Origin of the sequence: Mycolicibacterium sp. Y3, assembly GCF_051188035.1 — a bacterium.
GTDB lineage: Bacteria > Actinomycetota > Actinomycetes > Mycobacteriales > Mycobacteriaceae > Mycobacterium > Mycobacterium fluoranthenivorans.
Genome location: NZ_JAVQLT010000001.1, coordinates 3999048 through 4017000, shown reverse-complemented (window position 1 = coordinate 4017000; position 17953 = coordinate 3999048). Strand labels below are relative to the sequence as shown.

The window sequence follows — 17953 nt, the reverse complement described above, 5'->3', positions numbered from 1 at the left end:
GGATAACTTCCGTCTGGTGTCGGCGGGTCGTTGTAGTGTGAACATATGTTCGATCTGGCCGGTGCGGATGACGCGGCACTGATCGAGGCGCTACGAGCAGCGACCCGGGCTGAGGCGGTGGCCGCGGCGCAGCGGTGGGCGATCATCGCCGCCCTGGTCGACTGGCACTGCAAGGACGAAGACCAGGCGCAGGCCTCTGCCGCGCTGGATGGGTGGGAGTACGCCGCCGCCGAAGTGTCGGCGGCCTGTGGGTTGTCCCGGGAGAGCGCGGCCGGGCAGATGCGCATCGCCCTCGCGTTGCGGGATCGGCTCCCGAAAGTGGGGGCGCTACTGGAGCACGGGGAGATTTCGGCCAAAACCGCGGCCGCGATCACCTGGCGGACCCGGCTGGTCACCGACCTCGAGGCGTTGGCGTTGATCGACGCCGCCCTGGCTGGGGTCGCCCCGACGTTGGGGGTGCTCTCCCAGAAGAACACCGAGGCTGCCATCGATGTGTGGATCGAGAAGTTCGATCCGGTCGCGGTGCACTGCGCCCGCACCGCGGCCCGGTCCCGGTGTATCGAATTCGGTTCCCAGGAGGATCCCGCCGGCACCGTCGCGGTGTGGGGGCGGCTGTTGGCCACCGACGCCGCGGTGTTGCGGGCCCGGCTCACCGCCCTCGCCGACACGGTGTGCGACGCCGATCCGCGGACTGTGGGGCAACGCCGCGCCGATGCCATGGGGTTACTGGCCGTCGATCCGAACGCCGACCGGCTGGCGTGTTTGTGCGGGGAGCCTGACTGCCCGGCCGCCGGGGTGGATCCCCGCTCGGCCGCGGTGACGGTCTATGTCCTCACGGAGACTGTGCCTCACTCCACCGACGAGGGCACACCAGCTGCCCCTGATCCTGAACCCGGGCCGCCGCCGCGGGACCCCGGTGTGCACGGTGACGACCTGCAGGGCCTGCGCGCCCCGGCCGCGGTGACCGGTTCACCGGCGGTCATTGCCGGTGGCGGTGTCCTGCCCGCCCCGCTGGTCGCCGAACTCGTCGCCACCGGCGCCCGCGTCAACACCCTCACCGACACCGCGGCACTGACCGCTGAGCCGCGGTACCGGCCCTCAGCGAAGCTGGCCGCCTGGGTCCGCACCCGCGACTTGACCTGTATCTTCCCCGGCTGCCACCGCGGCGCCCAGCACTGCGACCTCGACCACAGCGTGCCGTGGCCGGGCGGGGCCACCCACCCCGGAAACCTCTGCGCGCTGAGGGTGTCGCACGAATTGGTGGTGTGAGTCGGTGGTGGCGTGCGGCTGCGGGTCCGCTGTGCGGTTTGTACTCAGGCGGGGATTGCGCGCTGAAGTTTGAGCATGTTGTGGACCGTGCAGATCAGGCGCCACTCACTGTGCACTCCGGCGTGTCCGCGGAGGGAGAACCTGCGGAATCCGAGGTTGGCTTTTATGTTGCCGAAGACGGGTTCGATGCTGACGCCGCGCCTGCGGTAAAGCGCGGCGTTATCAGGATGGGATAGCTTGTCGTTCATCATGTTTCGAGCAATCGTTGGGTCGATGCCTTCGCCTCGGACATGTGCGAGCATCGATTTGACACGCGTGACCGAGACGTCGAGTTGGTCACGGGCGGCGCGCATCGAGATCTCGCCGGCTGCGACGCGTTCGATGACCGGAATCCACTGCGCGGGTTCGGGTTCGGCGCTGCGCGTGATGCGCTGTCCATCACGGCCGAAGTAGCGCTTGGTCATGTCCCGCACCCAGGTGTAGGAGACGCCGAGAATCGCACCGGCCTGACGTTGAGACAGCTCACCGCGATTGACCCTTGCCAGCACCGCCAACTTGTCATCGCCGGGTTTGTCGGCCTTGCGCCACGAGGGCTTTCGCGTCGCGATCAGCACGTCGGCACCGACGTCGGTGGTGCCGTTGGCACTGGTCCAGTAACCCGCATCGGCCACGATGGTGCCCGCACCATCGCGGTGCCCGGCCTTGATGAGATTATCGATCGCCGCAGTGGCCATCGGCACGAAGTGAGGCTGATCGTTGGTGGTGTTGCTGATCTCGGCGGCCACCACAATGTGTCCCGTCGTCGCAGCTGCTTGCGCGTTATAGCCCTGCAGCACGCCTCTGGAGGCGTGCGGGATGATCCGCGAATCCGGATCAGTCGTGTTCGCCCGCCGCGGGCGCGATCGCCGCGCCGCTTCAGCGCTGGGTTTGGGCCCGGTCAGCGAGCGGCCCAGCTCGGCTTCCTTGCGCGAACGATCAGCCATCCGAGCCTCGAAATCCCGCGCCTTCTGCGATTGGAGTTCCTCAAGAGCAGCCCGGATCCGCGAACGTCGATCCCGACCGCCAGCCCATCCCGCCGGCATCCGCCTGAGCTGGTCATTATCGCCGCGCTCGTCTTCGGCGGCATCGACCTGCTCGGCTTCGGCCAAGATTTGTTCGGCCACACGACCAGCCGCCACGGCAGCGTCCTGCGCCACAGATCCGCCAAGTTCGGCGGTGAGAGCGTCCTGATCACGATTGGCGAAGAACGAGGCATTGGCAGCGATCTTCGTCCCGTCGATCGCCACCACGCCGGCATCGACGAGACCAGCGTTCACGCACAGGCCCAGGACCTGCCCGAACAGAGCCGCTATAGCGTCCTGGTGGCGCCGGCGGAACCGCGCCAACGTGGCGTGATCAGGCCGCTGATTGGCCGCGACAACCCGCACAGCGACATCCTCGACCAGTCGGCGCTCAATCCGACGCGAAGACCGTTCCCCGGTGCAATAGGCATACAACAGGACCGACAGCATCATCGCCGGGTCATACACCGACCCGCCCCTACCATCGACGCGATACGCCGCATAAAACGCGCTCAGATCCAGCTCAGCGACGACGTCGAGGACGAAAAACGCCAGATGATCCTCAGGAAGCCACTCCCGCACCGAGGGCGGCATCATCAACAACTGATCGACATCGCCGGCACGCACATTGACAGACACCTCGAATCATCGCACGCAGCAGTAACTTTCACCCGAAATGACACGAACAAAAGCGCCTCACACCACCAATTCGTGCGACACCCTCCGCTGTGCCGCACCCATCACCTACTCAAAACCTTCGGCGGGTGGACCACCCTCCAGCACCCCGACGGGACACACACCTGGACCAACCCCACCGGGCACACCTACACCACCGTGCCGCTGACCCGGATCCTGTTCCCCGACAAACGCCTTCACACCCCGCCACCACCACCGACACCAGTCCCCACCGGCATCGGGGATCGAGGGCTGGCCATGCCCCGACGCCGGCGCACCCGCGCCCACACCCAAGCCGCCCGCATCAACGCCGAACGCCGCCTCAACCAACACACCCTCGAACAGAACGCGAAACCACCACCGTTCTGAACGGCGCTCAGTATTCCGGCAGCGCAATCGAATCGGCGGTGGTGAACCACTTCCGCTCGGCGATGGGTCGCAGCGGCCAGCGTTGCATCCACTTCATCACCGCGGCGGTCACCGCGATATCGCTGTTCGATTTCGGCAGGTAGCCGTCGATACCGTTGGCCAGTGTCTGGCAGCGGTCGATATACGGACGCATCACCGTCTCGTAGCGTGCCAACGCCGCCGGAAGTGTCTCAGCGGCAAACAGATCCGCCGGACCCAGCTCGCCGGCCAGCACATACGCACCGACCAGGGCCAAGCTGGTACCCATCCCGGACAGGGGTGAGGCGCAATACCCGGCGTCGCCGACCAGTGCGACGCGCCCCCGGGTGAACGAGTCCATGTGAACCTGCAGGAACGCGTCGAAGTGGAAGTCATCGGCTTCGGCCGCGGCCGCCAGCAGTTGCGGACAATGCCATCGCGCCTCCGCGAAATGGCTTCGCAGCAGGTCGATCTGGGCTTCGGTATCGCGGCGGTCGTAGTCGAGTGGACCGGACCGGAAGGCCAGCCCGGCCTTGGCCACCGCGGGATCGTGGGAGGGTCGCATCGAGGCGTTCAGGCCGGGCTCCTGGTACAGCAGGTACCAGCCATCGAGCCCCACCGTATCCGGGGCGCTGAACCATGCGTTGTAGCCACCGAGCGGCGTGGTGAACCGGTCTTCGGGACCGAATACCAGGCGGCGCACGGCCGAATGCGGTCCGTCGGCCCCGACGATCACATCCGCGGTGACGGTGCTGCCGTCACTGAGTGTGGCGGTGGTGTCGTCGATCTCGGTGATGCGGGTGCCGAACCGGTAGTCGGTGCGCGCCCTGGTGGCCTGGTAGAGCACGTCCACCAGGTCCCCGCGCAGGATCTCCAGCTTGGAGACCAGGCCGTTGCCGTGAAAGGCCGTCACCGGCATCTCGGCGCGGCGGGAGCCGTCGGTGCGGACCCAGGCGGCCCCGCGCTGTTCCAGCGCCTTCGCCGATACCGCCTCGAGCAATCCCATCCGCTCGGCGACATCGTGACCGGCGCCGCGCAGGTCGACGGTCTGCCCGCCGGAACGTACCTCGGGCGCGACCTCCACCACCACGACGCGGTAGCCGGCGCCGGTCAACCAATGCGCGAGCGCAGGACCGGCGATCCCGGCGCCACTGATCAACACGGTGGGCATGGGCGGCTACAGGCCCAGTCCCTGGTACGTCCGGCGCACGAACTTCGGTTGTGCCGACTGAAGTTTCGCCATCGAGGTGTTGCCGCGCACCGCCGCGACGTCCGCGCTCAGGTCGGGGAAATTCTGGATCAGATACAGCAGGACGACATCGTTCGCCGGGTCGGCCTGCCACCAGGTTCCGTAGGCGCCCGGCCAGCCGAAGGTGCCCAGCCCGCCGGGCCCGAAGAATTGCCGGGACTGATCGGGGTCGGTCACCACGGACATGCTCAAGCCGAAACCGCGGCCGATCCAGAACGGGCCGCCGAGGAAGTTCTGCTGTTTCTGCTCATCGGTCAACCGGTCCGTGCGCATCAGGCGCACCGACTCCGGTGAGAGCACCCGCACGCCGTCGACGGAGCCGTCGCCCAACAGCATCCGGGCGAACTGCAGATAGTCATCGGCGGTCGACATCAGCCCGGCGCCGCCGGCGCAGAAGTCCGGCGGGGTCAGCGGGGGCGGACCCATCACATCATCGCGCAGCCGAGCACCCTCACCGAGGGCGTACATGGTGGCCAACCGGCGCCGCTGCACCAGCGTGAGCGCAAAACCGGTGTCCGCCATGCCCAATGGTGCGAAGACCCGCTCGGCGAGCAGCTCGTGCAGCGGTTTGCCCGCGATCCGTGCCAGCGCGATACCCAGCACGTCGGTGCCGTGACTGTAGGTGACCCGTTCGCCGGGCTGGTGCGCCAGCGGCAGCTGCGCCAGCTCGGCCAGCCACCGGTCCTCGTTCTGCCGGTACGACAGCCGTGCATACGACCGCGCCAGCGGGCCGGTCACCGAGAACGGGTAGGCCAGCCCGGACCGGTGGGTCATCAGGTCCTCGAACGTGATCGGCCGGCGCAGCGGCACTGTGGCCTCCACCGGCCCGTGGGGCTGGGCCAGCACCCGCACCCCGGCGAGCTCAGGCACCCAGTGCGCGATCTCGTCGCGAAGGGCGAAACGGCCCTCTTCGACCAAGGTCATCGCCGCGGCCACCGTCACCGGTTTGGTCATCGACGCGATCCGGAACACCGTGTCGCGTTGCATGGGTAACCCGGCCGCGATGTCCCGATGGCCCAGTTCGTTGACCTGGACCACCTCGCCGGCGTGCCACACCAGGGTGACCGCACCGGCCAGCAGCCCGGCCTCGATCGCCTCGGTGATGGAGGCGCCGTTCGCGTCGAGATTCATCCGCGTCACGATACTGGGCGGACCCGGTGGGTTTGCTGTGCGGGCGATTCGAGTAGCCCGATACTTATCACTGTGCGGCGTGCCGCCGACACAGTGGAGGCATGACCGGTCATATGAGCCTCCGGGAGCGTGCCCTGCGCACCCTGTCAGCGCCGTACTCACTGGGTTTGCGTTTGCGTGAGGCAGGGGTGGCCCCAGAGGTGATCTGCGACTACCTGGACGTGGAGCTGGACAACCTGGATGCTTTCTACCGGCTGGCCGACGCCAAACTCGCTGCGGCGGAGAGCCGGATCGCCGTCCCGAAGTCGGCGAAGACCCCACTGTCCGATCGCACCAACCGGTGATCAGTCGGCGGCGTTGGCAGCCGCCGCGGCCCGGGCCAGTTCGGCCAGCAGCGGCGGCACGTCATCGCGATCGACGACCACTTCGATGACGGCCATCCGGTCTCGGTGCTGCGCGGCCGCCGCCAGGGCGGCCTCCAGTTCGCCCACGGTGTGGGCGCGCACCGCCAGCGCGTCGGGTACACCGAGCGCGGCGGGCAGCTCCTGCCAGCGCCAGCCCACGATGTCGTTGTAGTACGCCTGCGGGCCGTGAATGGCCCGCTCCACGGTGTAGCCGTCGTTGTTCACGACGATGATCACCGGCGCGATGCCCTCACGGGCCATCACCCCGATCTCCTGCACCGTCAGCTGGGCCGCCCCGTCGCCGATCAGCAGCACGATCCGGCGCTCGGGGTGCGCCAACGCCGCTCCGAGCGCGGCCGGCAGGGTGTAGCCGATCGATCCCCACAACGGCTGTCCGATGAACGTCACCCCGGCCGGCAGCCGGTGCCCGGCCATCCCGTAGAACGAGGTGCCCTGGTCTGCCAGCACCACATTGCCCGGGGTCAGGGCCTCACACACCTTGTCCCACAGCACCTTCTGCGTGAGTGCGGTGTCTGGCGGCGGGGCCGCGGTGGGCGCTGGTACGACGGCGGCCGGTACGGCAGGCGAGGTGATACCCCGGTCGGTGAGGATGCCCGTCAGGGCCTTCAACGCGGCGTCAATATCGATCGGGGCGTACACCTGCCCGGCGACCGTCGACTGCACCGCGCCCACGTCGATGGTGCGGGCCGAATCGATCTGCTGGGAGAAGAAGCCGCTGACCATATCGGTGAACTGCACGCCGGCGGTCACCAGCACGGGCGCGTCCTCGACGGCGCGGCGCACCGGTTCGGCGCTGGCCGCTCCCGCGTAGATGCCCAGATAGCTGGGGGAGCTCTCGTCGAGCAGGCTCTTACCCCACATCAGCGTCGCGTACGGCACGGTGTCGGCGGCCAGCAGGCCGTCGAGCGCGTCGACCGCATTGAGCCGGTGCACCAGCAGATCGGCCAGCACCGTCACCTGATGGGTGCCGATGAGCCGGCGCGCCGCCTCGGTGAACAGCGCCAGGGCCCGCGGGCTGGTGCCGTTGCCGTAATGCGCCAGCGGTGCCGACGGCGGGTCGACGGGGAAGCGGGCCACATCGGTGGCCAGCAGCAGGTACCCGGGGCGCTTGTGTTCGCGGACCTCCAGCAGCACCCGGTCGATCTCCCTGGTGGCCGTGGCCGGAATGAGATTGGCCTGGGCGCAGGTGATCTCGCGAGCCATCCGCAAGAAGTGCTCGAAATCGCCGTCGCCGAGCGAGTGATGCACCACGCGGCGGGCCCCCTGCGCGTCCTTGGAGGGCGCACCCACGATGTGCACCACCGGTACATGTTCGGCGTAGCTGCCGGCGACGGCGTTGGCCGCCGACAGCTCACCGACACCGAAGGTGGTGACCAGAGCCGAGATTCCGCGCAGTCGCCCGTACCCGTCGGCGGTGTAGCCGGCGTTGAGTTCATTGGCCCCGCCCACCCAGCGCACGGTGTCGTGCGCGAGCACGTGGTCGAGGAACTCAAGGTTGAAATCGCCTGGCACACCGAATACCTCGGTCACTCCGAGCTCAGCCAGCCGGTCCAGGAGATAGTCGCCCACGGTGTACTCGGTATCGGCCATCACCCGAGCCTACGCAGGAGGGCATACTGCCCGGGTGACGACTGCACACCAGGAGCCGGTGGCCGCCCCGATGAAGAAGGTGGCCTTCGCCAGCTTCGTCGGGACCGCCATCGAGTTCTACGATTTCTACCTCTACGGCACCGCCGCGGCGCTGGTGTTCCCGAAGATCTTCTTTCCCAACCTCAGTCCGACGATGGGCACCGTGTCCTCGCTGGCCACCTTCGCCGCGGCGTTCCTCTCCCGCCCGGTGGGTGCGGCGGTGTTCGGGCACTTCGGGGATCGGCTGGGCCGCAAGAAGACCCTGATCGCCACCCTGCTGATCATGGGGATCTCCACCTTCGCCGTCGGGCTGGTACCCGCGGCGGCCTCCATCGGTGTGCTGGCCCCGATCCTCCTGCTCACGCTGCGGCTCTGTCAGGGTTTCGCCGTCGGCGGGGAATGGGCCGGATCGGCGCTGCTGTCCGCGGAATACGCCCCGGCCGACCAGCGCGGCAAGTACGGCATGTTCACCCAGCTCGGCGCGGGCGCCGGGCTGGCGGTGAGCAATCTGGTGTTCCTGCTCGCCAACGTCACCATCGGTGAGAAGAGCCCGGTGTTCCTGGAGTGGGGCTGGCGGGTGCCGTTCCTGTTCAGCGGGCTCCTGGTGATCGTCGCGCTCTACGTCCGGCTGAGCATCGACGAGACGCCGGTGTTCGCCGCCGAGAAAGAGAAACAGCGCGGCGGCGTCGTGCAGGCGCCGCTGAAAGAGCTGCTGCGGACCCAGAGCGCGCAGGTGCTGCTGGCGGCGGGCTGCATGGTCGGCATCTTCACCATGAGTTTCCTGGGCGGCACCTATCTGCTGAACTACGCCGCCACCAAGATCGGGCATCCGCGCAGTCTGGTGCTGACCGTCGGGGTGCTGGCCGGGGTGGCGTTGATGACCTTCACCGCCATCTCGGCCGTGCTGTGCGACCGGTACGGCCGGCGACGGATCATCCTGGCCGGCTTCCTCGTCGCGCTGCCGTGGGCATTCCTGGTGATGCCGATGATCGACACCGGCTCACCGTGGCTGTTCGCGCTGGCGATCGGCGGCATGTTCGCCATCTTCGGGACGTCCTACGGTCCCATCGCCTCGTTCCTGCCCGAGATCTTCGCCACACGGTACCGCTACACGGGCGCCGGGCTGGCCTTCAACCTGGCCGGCATCGTCGGTGGCGCGGTGCCGCCGCTGATCGCCGGGTTGCTGGTCAGCGCCTTCGGTCCCTGGTCGGTGGGAGCGCTGATGGCGGTCTTCGTGGTGGTCAGCATCGCCTCGACGGTGCTGTTGCCGGAGACGAAAGGCGCGGCGCTCATCGACGACGCGGCCTGCTAAGCTCTCCGGCAGTTCGACGTCCTTTAACGATCCGTCCCGAGAGGCGGAGAAGGAGGTCCAGGTTAACTGTGGGCAATCCTGATGCCGCACACGCAGACCGGGAATTGATGTCCGCCGCTGATGTGAGCCGGACCATATCCCGCATCGCGCACCAGATCATCGAGAAGACCGCGCTGGACGCGGCGGACGCCCCGCGCGTCATCCTGCTCGGCATCCCCACCCGCGGGGTCATCCTGGCCCGCCGGATCGCCGAGAAGGTCAACGAGTTCGCCGGCGTGGAACTGGCCCACGGCGCGCTGGACATCACGCTCTATCGGGACGACCTGAACTCCAAACCGCCGCGCCCGCTGGAGGTCACCTCCATCCCGGTCGGCGGTATCGACGGCGCCCTGGTGATCCTGGTCGACGACGTGCTCTACTCCGGGCGCTCGGTCCGCTCCGCGCTGGATGCGCTGCGCGATATCGGCCGTCCGCGGGCGGTGCAGCTGGCCGTGCTGGTCGACCGTGGCCATCGGGAACTGCCCGTCCGGGCCGACTACGTCGGAAAGAACGTCCCGACCTCCCGCAGCGAGAACGTCAAGGTTCGCCTGCAGGAGAACGACGGCTACGACGGTGTCAAGATCGCCCCCTACGGAGGACCGGCTCGGTAATGAAACACCTTCTCTCCGCCTCCGATCTGTCCCGGGACGAGGCGACCGCCATCCTCGACGACGCCGACCGGTTCCGCGAGGCGCTGCTGGGCCGTGAGGTGAAGAAGCTGCCGACGTTGCGCGGACGCACCGTCATCACCATGTTCTACGAGAACTCCACCCGCACCCGGGTGTCGTTCGAGGTGGCCGGTAAGTGGATGAGTGCCGATGTCATCAACGTCAGCGCCTCGGGCTCCTCGGTGTCCAAAGGTGAGTCGTTGCGCGACACCGCGCTGACGCTACGCGCCGCCGGTGCCGATGCGCTGATCATCCGCCATCCGGCTTCAGGTGCGGCACAACAACTCTCGAAGTGGACAGTGGAACCCGACGGGACCGGTCCGAGCGTCATCAACGCCGGCGACGGCACCCACCAGCACCCCACCCAGGCGTTGTTGGACGCACTGACCATCCGGCAGCGGCTCGGTTCCATCGAGGGCAAGCGCGTGGTGATCGTCGGCGACATCCTGCACAGCCGGGTCGCCCGGTCCAATGTCGAACTGCTGGCCACCCTCGGTGCCGAGGTGGTGCTGGTCGCCCCGCCGACGCTGCTTCCGGTGGGCGTGACGGGCTGGCCGGTCAGCATCTCCCACGAACTGGACGCCGAACTGCCCGCCGCCGACGCGGTGCTGATGCTGCGGGTACAGGCCGAACGGATGAACGGCGGGTTCTTCCCGTCCACCCGGGAGTACTCGGTGCGTTACGGGCTGTCGGAGAAGCGGCTGGCCACGCTTGCCTCCGACGTCGTGGTGCTGCACCCCGGCCCGATGCTGCGCGGTATGGAGATCGCGCACTCGGTGGCCGACGCCCCGCAATCGGCGGTGCTGCAACAGGTTTCCAACGGTGTGCATGTCCGGATGGCGGTGCTGTTCCACCTGCTGGTGGGGGCGGAATCCGACGAGGCGGGGGTGGTTTCATGACGGTTCTGATCAAGGGTGTGCGGCTTTACGGTGAGGGTGAGCCGGTCGACGTGCTGGTGGCCGACGGTCAGATCGCGCAGATCGGCGCAGGCCTGACGGCGGACGGTGCCGAGATCGTCGACGCCACCGGACAGATCCTGCTGCCCGGTTTCGTGGACCTGCACACCCATCTGCGTGAACCGGGTCGCGAATACGCCGAGGACATCGAAACCGGTTCGGCCGCAGCTGCACTGGGTGGCTACACCGCAGTCTTCGCGATGGCCAACACCGATCCGGTCGCCGACAGCGCGGTGGTCACCGACCACGTGTGGCACCGTGGCCAGCAGGTCGGCCTGGTCGACGTGCACCCCGTCGGCGCGATCACCGTCGGGCTGGCGGGCAAGCAGCTCACCGAGATGGGCCTGATGGCCGCCGGTGCCGGGCAGGTACGGATGTTCTCCGATGACGGCATCTGCGTGGATGATCCGCTGGTGATGCGCCGGGCCCTGGAATACGCCAGCGGACTGGGCGTGCTGATCGCCCAGCACGCCGAGGAACCGCGGCTGACGGTGGGCGCTGTCGCCCATGAAGGTCCCCACGCCGCCAAGCTGGGTCTGGCAGGCTGGCCGCGCTCGGCCGAGGAGGCGATCGTCGCCCGCGACGCCATCCTGGCCCGCGACGCCGGCGCCCGGGTGCACATCTGCCACGCATCCACCGCCGGCACTGTCGAACTGCTGAAATGGGCCAAACAGCAAGGTATCTCGATCACCGCCGAGGTGACCCCGCATCACCTGCTGCTCGATGACGGGGTGCTGGCCGACTATGACGGCCGTAACCGGGTGAACCCGCCGCTGCGCGAGGCCAGCGATGTGGCCGCGCTGCGGCAGGCGCTGGCCGACGGCGTCATCGACTGTGTGGCCACCGATCACGCACCGCACGCCGAACACGAGAAGTGCTGTGAGTTCTCGCACGCCCGCCCGGGCATGCTCGGGCTGCAGACCGCGCTGTCGGTCGTGGCGCAGACCATGGTCGAGCCGGGCCTGCTGACCTGGCGCGATGTCGCCCGGGTGATGAGCGAGGCGCCCGCGGCGATCGTCGGCTTGCCCGATCAGGGCCGCCCGCTGGAGGTCGGCGAGCCCGCCAACCTCACCGTCGTCGACCCCGACGCCACGTGGACGGTCAGCGGACCCGCGCTGGCCAGCCGCTCGGACAACACGCCGTACGAGTCGATGACGCTGCCCGCCACGGTGACGCTGACCCTGCTGCGCGGCAAGATCACCGCGCGGGATGGGGCTGTCTCTTGAACACTCCCACACTGATCGCGTCACTGATCATGGCCGCGCTGCTCGCGGTGCTGATCGGTTTCCTGATCCGGCAGATGCTGCGCGGCTGGCTGCACCGCGCCCAACGCCAGGCCGACCTGATCGGGGTGCTGCCGTCGCTGCCGGACACCGTGGGACCGGCGCTGATCGGGCCCACCAAGGGGCTCTATGTCGGCAGCACCCTGGTGCCGGACTGGAACGACCGGATCGCGGCAGGCATGCTCGGCTTCCGTGCCAAGGGTGCGCTGACCCGCTATCCGGAGGGAATCATGGTGCAGCGCAGCGGCACCGGACCCATCTGGATCCCCGACGAGTCCATCGTGGCCATCCGCACGGAGCGGGCCATCACGGGCAAGGCGCTCACCCACGACGGGATCCTGGCGATCCGCTGGCGGCTGCCGTCGGGTACCGAGATCGACACCGGCTTCCGGGCCGACGACCGCAACGAGAACCTGAAATGGGTCAAGGAGGAAGCAGCGTGAGCAAAGCTCTGCTGGTACTGGAGGACGGCCGGGTGTTCACCGGCACGCCGTTCGGCGCGATCGGCGAGACGCTCGGCGAGGCGGTGTTCTCCACCGGGATGTCCGGCTATCAGGAGACGCTGACCGACCCGAGCTACCACCGACAGATCGTGGTGGCCACCGCCCCCCAGATCGGCAACACCGGCTGGAACGGCGAGGACGGCGAGAGCCGCGGCGACAAGATCTGGGTGGCCGGGTACGCCGTGCGCGACCCCTCGCCGCGGGCCTCCAACTGGCGCGCCACCGGCACCCTCGACGAGGAACTGGTGCGCCAGGGCATCGTCGGCATCGCCGGTATCGACACCCGCGCGGTGGTCCGGCATCTGCGCACCGCTGGTTCGATGAAGGCGGGCGTGTTCAGCGGAGCCGCTTTGGCGGCGACATCAGGCTTGAGTGAGGCGTCCGTCGAGTCCCTCGTGGACCGGGTGCGCAGCCAGCCCTCCATGCTGGGCGCCGACCTGGCCGGCGAGGTCAGCACCCAAAGCCGTTATACGGTCGAACCCGTCGGGCAGCACCGCTTCACGGTCGCGGCCATCGATCTGGGTATCAAGACCAACACCCCGCGCAACTTCGCCCGCCGCGGAGTGCGCAGCCACGTGCTGCCGTCTGCGGTCAGCTTCGACGAGATCGCCGACCTGCGCCCGGACGGGGTGTTCCTGTCCAACGGGCCCGGCGACCCGGCCACCGCCGATCACATCGTCGAGGTCACCCGGGCCGTGCTCGGCGCCGGTATCCCGTTGTTCGGCATCTGCTTCGGCAACCAGATCCTGGGCCGGGCGCTGGGCCGCTCCACCTACAAGATGACCTTCGGACACCGCGGCATCAACATCCCGGTGATGGATCACGCGACCGGCCGGGTCGCGGTCACCGCCCAGAATCACGGGTTCGCGCTGGAGGGTGAAGCGGGCGAGGAGTTCGACACGCCGTTCGGCCGCGGCATCGTCAGCCACACCTGCGCCAACGACGGTGTCGTCGAAGGCATCAAACTCGTTGACGGCCGGGCGTTCTCGGTGCAGTACCACCCGGAGGCCGCCGCCGGGCCGCATGACGCGGAATACCTGTTCGACCAGTTCATCGACTTGATGGCTTCGGGGGAGAAGTAATGCCACGCCGTTCCGACCTCAACCACGTCCTGGTGATCGGGTCCGGCCCGATCGTCATCGGCCAGGCCTGTGAATTCGACTATTCGGGCACTCAGGCCTGCCGCGTGCTGCGCGCCGAAGGCCTGCAGGTCAGCCTCATCAACTCCAACCCGGCCACCATCATGACCGACCCGGAGTACGCGGATCACACCTATGTCGAGCCCATCACGGCGGCATTCGTGGAGAAGATCTTCGCCCAGCAGGCCGAGCGCGGTAACAAGATCGACGCCGTGCTGGCCACCCTGGGCGGGCAGACCGCGCTGAACACCGCCGTGGCGCTGTACAACGAGGGCATCCTGGAGAAGTACGGCGTCGAGATGATCGGTGCCGACTTCGACGCCATCCAGCGTGGCGAGGACCGCCAGAAGTTCAAGGACATCGTCGCCAAGGTGGGCGGGGAGTCGGCGAAGTCCAAAGTGTGTTTCACCATGGACGAGGTCCGCGAGACCGTCGCCGAGCTGGGTCTGCCCGTCGTCGTGCGGCCGTCCTTCACCATGGGTGGGCTGGGCTCCGGTATGGCGTATTCGGCCGAGGACGTCGAGCGGATGGCCGGCGACGGCCTGGCCGCCTCGCCGAGCGCGAACGTGCTCATCGAGGAATCCATCTACGGCTGGAAGGAATTCGAGCTCGAGCTGATGCGCGACCACCACGACAACGTGGTGGTGGTGTGCTCGATCGAGAACTTCGACCCGATGGGCGTGCACACCGGTGACTCGGTGACCGTCGCCCCGGCGATGACGCTGACCGACCGCGAATACCAGGTCATGCGTGACCTGGGAATCGCGATCCTGCGCGAGGTCGGCGTGGACACCGGCGGCTGCAACATCCAGTTCGCGATCAACCCGAAAGACGGCCGGCTCATCGTCATCGAGATGAACCCCCGGGTGTCGCGGTCGAGCGCGCTGGCGTCGAAGGCCACCGGATTCCCGATCGCCAAGATCGCCGCCAAGCTGGCCATCGGCTACACCCTGGACGAGATCGTCAACGACATCACCAAGGAAACCCCGGCCTGTTTCGAGCCGACCCTGGACTACGTCGTGGTGAAGGCCCCGCGGTTCGCGTTCGAGAAGTTCCCGGGCGCCGACCCGACGCTGACCACCACGATGAAGTCCGTGGGTGAGGCGATGTCGCTGGGCCGCAACTTCATCGAGGCGCTCGGCAAGGTGATGCGCTCGCTGGAGACCAAGCGCGCCGGCTTCTGGACCGCACCCGACCGCGACGCCACCCTGGACGAGCTTCTGACCGACCTGCGTGTCGCGACCGACGGCCGGATCTACGTCATCGAACAGGCCCTGCGCCTGGGTGGCAGCGTCGAGCAGGTCGCCGAGGCCTCCGGGGTGGACCCCTGGTTCGTCGACCAGATCGCCACCCTGGTGGCGCTGCGCGCCGAACTGGTCGATGCGCCCGTGCTGGACGAGACGCTGCTGCGCCGGGCCAAGCACAGCGGCCTGTCCGACGGCCAGATCGCCGCGCTGCGGCCGGAACTGGCCGGCGAGACCGGGGTGCGCTCACTGCGTGAACGCCTGCGCATCCACCCGGTGTACAAGACCGTCGACACCTGTGCCGCGGAGTTCGAGGCCCGCACGCCGTACCACTACAGCAGTTATGAGCTGGACCCCGCGGCCGAGACCGAGGTGGCCCCGCAGACGGAGAAGCCCAAGGTGCTGATCCTGGGCTCCGGGCCCAACCGGATCGGCCAGGGCATCGAATTCGACTACAGCTGTGTGCATGCGGCCACCACGCTGAGTGCGGCCGGTTTCGAGACCGTCATGGTCAACTGCAACCCCGAGACGGTGTCCACCGACTACGACACCGCCGACCGGCTGTACTTCGAACCGTTGACCTTCGAGGACGTCCTGGAGGTCTACTACGCCGAACAGGCCTCCGGCGCAGGTGGTCCCGGTGTGGTCGGCGTGATCGTGCAGCTCGGCGGGCAGACCCCGCTGGGGCTGGCCGAACGGCTGGAGCGCGCCGGGGTGCCGATCGTGGGCACCAGCCCCAAGGCCATCGACCTGGCCGAGGACCGCGGCGAATTCGGCGAGGTGCTCACCAAGGCCGGGCTGCCCGCACCGCGCTTCGGCACCGCCACCAGCTTCGACCAGGCCCGCCGGATCGCCGCCGATATCGGCTACCCGGTGCTGGTGCGACCGTCCTACGTCCTCGGCGGCCGCGGGATGGAGATCGTCTACGACGAGGAGACCCTGCAGGGTTACATCGCTCGGGCCACCGAGCTGTCGCCCGAGCACCCGGTCCTGGTGGACCGATTCCTGGAGGACGCCATCGAGATCGACGTCGACGCCCTGTGCGACGGTGCCGAGGTCTACATCGGTGGCGTAATGGAGCACATCGAGGAGGCCGGTATCCACTCCGGTGACTCGGCGTGCGCGCTGCCCCCGGTGACGCTGGGCCGCCAGGACATCGAGTCGGTGCGCCGCGCCACCGAGGCGATCGCGCACGGTATCGGCGTCGTCGGGCTGCTCAACGTGCAGTACGCCCTCAAGGACGATGTGCTCTACGTCCTGGAAGCCAATCCGAGGGCGAGCCGTACCGTTCCCTTCGTCTCCAAGGCCACCGCGGTCCCGCTGGCCAAGGCGTGCGCGCGGATCATGCTCGGTGCCACCATCGCCCAGCTGCGGGAGGAAGGGGTGCTGGCCGCCACCGGTGACGGTGCCACCGTGTCCCCGCATGCGCCGATCGCGGTGAAGGAGGCCGTGCTGCCGTTCCACCGGTTCCGCAAGGCCGACGGTTCGCAGGTGGACTCCCTGCTCGGGCCGGAGATGAAGTCCACCGGCGAGGTGATGGGTATCGACCGCGATTTCGGCACCGCGTTCGCCAAGAGCCAGACCGCCGCCTACGGCTCGCTGCCCGCCACCGGCACGGTGTTCGTCTCGGTGGCCAACCGGGACAAGCGCTCGCTGGTGTTCCCGGTGAAGCGACTGGCCGACCTCGGCTTCCGGGTGCTGGCCACCGAGGGCACCGCGGAGATGTTGCGCCGCAACGGGATTCCCTGCGAAGTGGTCCGCAAGAACTTCGAGGAGCCGGGGGAGGGCCGGCCCGCCCTGTCCGCGGTCGACGCGATCCGCGCCGGCCAGGTGGACATGGTGATCAACACCCCCTACGGCAATTCGGGGCCGCGTATCGACGGCTACGAGATCCGGTCGGCGGCGGTATCGGTCAACATCCCGTGCGTCACGACGGTGCAGGGCGCCTCGGCCGCCGTGCAGGGCATCGAGGCCGGCATCCGCGGTGATATCGGGGTGCGGTCGCTGCAGGAGCTGCACAGCCAGCTGGCCGAGAAATGAGGCCCTTCGGGGTGCGGCTGGCCGAGGCCGTCGCGGCGCGGGGCCCACTGTGCCCGGGCATCGACCCGCATCCCGAACTGCTCACCGCGTGGGGCCTACCCGTGAACGTGAGCGGCATCCGGGCGTTCAGTGACATCTGTGTCGAGGCGTTCGCGGGATTCGCCATCGTCAAACCACAGGTCGCGTTCTTCGAGGCCTACGGCGCGGCGGGGTTCTCGGTGCTGGAGGACACCATCGCCGGCCTGCGGGCCGCGGGAGTGCTGGTGCTCGCCGATGCCAAACGCGGTGACATCGGCTCCACCATGGCCGCCTACGCGCAGGCCTGGGCCGGCGACTCGCCGCTGGCGGCGGACGCGGTGACGGCATCGCCGTATCTCGGGTTCGAGTCGCTGCGTCCCCTGCTGGACACCGCCGCGGCCCATGGCCGGGGCGTGTTCGTGCTCGCCGCGACCTCCAACCCGGAGGGGGCCGGCGTGCAGCGCGCGACCGTGGCCGGGCGCACCGTCGCCCAGTCCATCGTCGACGCGGCCGGCGCCGAGAATCGGGCGACGGGCACCGGTTCGGTCGGGGTGGTGATCGGCGCAACACTGACCGAGCTGCCCGACCTGACCGGGCTCGACGGTCCGGTGCTGGCGCCCGGGCTGGGGGCTCAGGGCGGCCGTCCGGAGGATCTCGGCAGGCTGGGTGCCAAGGTGCTGCCCGCGGTGTCGCGTGAGGTCCTGCGTGCGGGCCCGGGCGTGGCGGCGGTGCGTGCGAGCGCGGAGCGGCTGCGCGACAGCGTGGCCCATCTGCGCTACTTGGCCTGACGGCGGCGCCGGCGGACCGCCGGTAACGGTTCGCGCACCGGCCGATCGCGGCACGGTCACGGCGGCTGGAATCCCGTCGGACCGCTCCGACACGCCGACACGCCATGACCAGCAAGAATTTCTTATCTGACCGCCAG

15 protein-coding genes and 1 pseudogene are annotated in these 17953 nt (G+C 68.5%); 11 read left to right on the top strand and 5 right to left on the bottom strand.

Features of this window, described 5'->3' with window-relative positions; all coding sequences use genetic code 11:
- Nucleotides 1-45: 45 nt before the first annotated feature.
- Nucleotides 46-1269, top strand: a complete 1224-nt coding sequence (locus tag QN239_RS19510) for an HNH endonuclease signature motif containing protein (RefSeq protein WP_499012809.1) — start codon at nt 46-48, stop codon at nt 1267-1269.
- Nucleotides 1270-1313: 44 nt separating this feature from the next.
- On the opposite strand, the gene QN239_RS19505 is transcribed toward QN239_RS19510, so the two are convergent.
- Nucleotides 1314-2558 (bottom strand): transposase, encoded by a 1245-nt coding sequence (locus QN239_RS19505; protein WP_499016870.1) that lies wholly within the window; start codon nt 2556-2558, stop codon nt 1314-1316.
- An 87-nt stretch (nt 2559-2645) separates the two neighbouring features.
- Nucleotides 2646-2924, bottom strand: a pseudogene (locus tag QN239_RS19500) (transposase); the annotation flags it as partial.
- 117 nt (nt 2925-3041) lie between these two features.
- On the opposite strand from QN239_RS19500, the gene QN239_RS19495 reads away from it, so the two are divergent.
- Complete coding sequence (locus QN239_RS19495) at nt 3042-3374, top strand: hypothetical protein (RefSeq protein ID WP_499012807.1); 333 nt, start codon at nt 3042-3044, stop codon at nt 3372-3374.
- Between the two features lie 7 nt (nt 3375-3381).
- Here QN239_RS19495 and QN239_RS19490 read toward each other — a convergent pair whose 3' ends face one another.
- On the bottom strand, nt 3382-4563 hold the full coding sequence (locus QN239_RS19490) for an FAD-dependent monooxygenase (protein WP_499012806.1): 1182 nt from the start codon (nt 4561-4563) through the stop codon (nt 3382-3384).
- Nucleotides 4564-4569: 6 nt separating this feature from the next.
- Nucleotides 4570-5772, bottom strand: a complete 1203-nt coding sequence (locus QN239_RS19485) for a serine hydrolase domain-containing protein (protein ID WP_499012804.1) — start codon at nt 5770-5772, stop codon at nt 4570-4572.
- A gap of 101 nt (nt 5773-5873) precedes the next feature.
- On the opposite strand from QN239_RS19485, the gene QN239_RS19480 reads away from it, so the two are divergent.
- The gene (locus tag QN239_RS19480; protein WP_499012803.1) at nt 5874-6116 is read left to right on the top strand and encodes a hypothetical protein; all 243 of its coding nucleotides are present in this window, start codon (nt 5874-5876) and stop codon (nt 6114-6116) included.
- Here QN239_RS19480 and QN239_RS19475 read toward each other — a convergent pair whose 3' ends face one another.
- Nucleotides 6117-7787 (bottom strand): alpha-keto acid decarboxylase family protein, encoded by a 1671-nt coding sequence (locus QN239_RS19475; protein WP_499012801.1) that lies wholly within the window; start codon nt 7785-7787, stop codon nt 6117-6119.
- Nucleotides 7788-7857: 70 nt separating this feature from the next.
- On the opposite strand from QN239_RS19475, the gene QN239_RS19470 reads away from it, so the two are divergent.
- From QN239_RS19470 to pyrF, 8 genes are all read left to right on the top strand, one after another.
- Complete coding sequence (locus QN239_RS19470; RefSeq protein WP_499016869.1) at nt 7858-9138, top strand: MFS transporter; 1281 nt, start codon at nt 7858-7860, stop codon at nt 9136-9138.
- A 68-nt stretch (nt 9139-9206) separates the two neighbouring features.
- Nucleotides 9207-9788 (top strand): bifunctional pyr operon transcriptional regulator/uracil phosphoribosyltransferase PyrR, encoded by a 582-nt coding sequence (gene pyrR / locus QN239_RS19465; protein ID WP_499012800.1) that lies wholly within the window; start codon nt 9207-9209, stop codon nt 9786-9788.
- Complete coding sequence (locus QN239_RS19460) at nt 9788-10744, top strand: aspartate carbamoyltransferase catalytic subunit (RefSeq protein ID WP_499012798.1); 957 nt, start codon at nt 9788-9790, stop codon at nt 10742-10744. Before pyrR ends, QN239_RS19460 begins: the two co-directional genes overlap by 1 nt.
- Nucleotides 10741-12027 (top strand): dihydroorotase, encoded by a 1287-nt coding sequence (locus QN239_RS19455; RefSeq protein WP_499012797.1) that lies wholly within the window; start codon nt 10741-10743, stop codon nt 12025-12027. The genes QN239_RS19460 and QN239_RS19455 overlap by 4 nt, the downstream gene beginning before the upstream one ends.
- On the top strand, nt 12024-12527 hold the full coding sequence (locus tag QN239_RS19450; protein WP_499012795.1) for a PH-like domain-containing protein: 504 nt from the start codon (nt 12024-12026) through the stop codon (nt 12525-12527). The genes QN239_RS19455 and QN239_RS19450 overlap by 4 nt, the downstream gene beginning before the upstream one ends.
- The gene (gene carA, locus QN239_RS19445) at nt 12524-13669 is read left to right on the top strand and encodes a glutamine-hydrolyzing carbamoyl-phosphate synthase small subunit (protein ID WP_499012793.1); all 1146 of its coding nucleotides are present in this window, start codon (nt 12524-12526) and stop codon (nt 13667-13669) included. The genes QN239_RS19450 and carA overlap by 4 nt, the downstream gene beginning before the upstream one ends.
- Nucleotides 13669-17010, top strand: coding sequence for a carbamoyl-phosphate synthase large subunit (gene carB / locus QN239_RS19440; RefSeq protein ID WP_499012792.1), 3342 nt, complete (start codon nt 13669-13671; stop codon nt 17008-17010). Before carA ends, carB begins: the two co-directional genes overlap by 1 nt.
- Nucleotides 17007-17816: an orotidine-5'-phosphate decarboxylase gene (pyrF, locus tag QN239_RS19435; protein WP_499012790.1), complete on the top strand. Its 810-nt coding sequence runs from the start codon at nt 17007-17009 to the stop codon at nt 17814-17816. The genes carB and pyrF overlap by 4 nt, the downstream gene beginning before the upstream one ends.
- Nucleotides 17817-17953: the final 137 nt, after the last annotated feature.

Coding starts and splice junctions, on each gene's coding strand:
- QN239_RS19510 (WP_499012809.1), top strand. CDS start 46: ATGTTCGATCTGGCCGGTGCGGATGACGCGGCACTGATCGAGGCGCTA.
- QN239_RS19490 (WP_499012806.1), bottom strand. CDS start 4,563: ATGCCCACCGTGTTGATCAGTGGCGCCGGGATCGCCGGTCCTGCGCTC.
- QN239_RS19485 (WP_499012804.1), bottom strand. CDS start 5,772: ATGAATCTCGACGCGAACGGCGCCTCCATCACCGAGGCGATCGAGGCC.
- QN239_RS19480 (WP_499012803.1), top strand. CDS start 5,874: ATGACCGGTCATATGAGCCTCCGGGAGCGTGCCCTGCGCACCCTGTCA.
- QN239_RS19475 (WP_499012801.1), bottom strand. CDS start 7,787: ATGGCCGATACCGAGTACACCGTGGGCGACTATCTCCTGGACCGGCTG.
- QN239_RS19470 (WP_499016869.1), top strand. CDS start 7,858: ATGAAGAAGGTGGCCTTCGCCAGCTTCGTCGGGACCGCCATCGAGTTC.
- QN239_RS19460 (WP_499012798.1), top strand. CDS start 9,788: ATGAAACACCTTCTCTCCGCCTCCGATCTGTCCCGGGACGAGGCGACC.
- QN239_RS19455 (WP_499012797.1), top strand. CDS start 10,741: ATGACGGTTCTGATCAAGGGTGTGCGGCTTTACGGTGAGGGTGAGCCG.
- carB (WP_499012792.1), top strand. CDS start 13,669: ATGCCACGCCGTTCCGACCTCAACCACGTCCTGGTGATCGGGTCCGGC.
- pyrF (WP_499012790.1), top strand. CDS start 17,007: ATGAGGCCCTTCGGGGTGCGGCTGGCCGAGGCCGTCGCGGCGCGGGGC.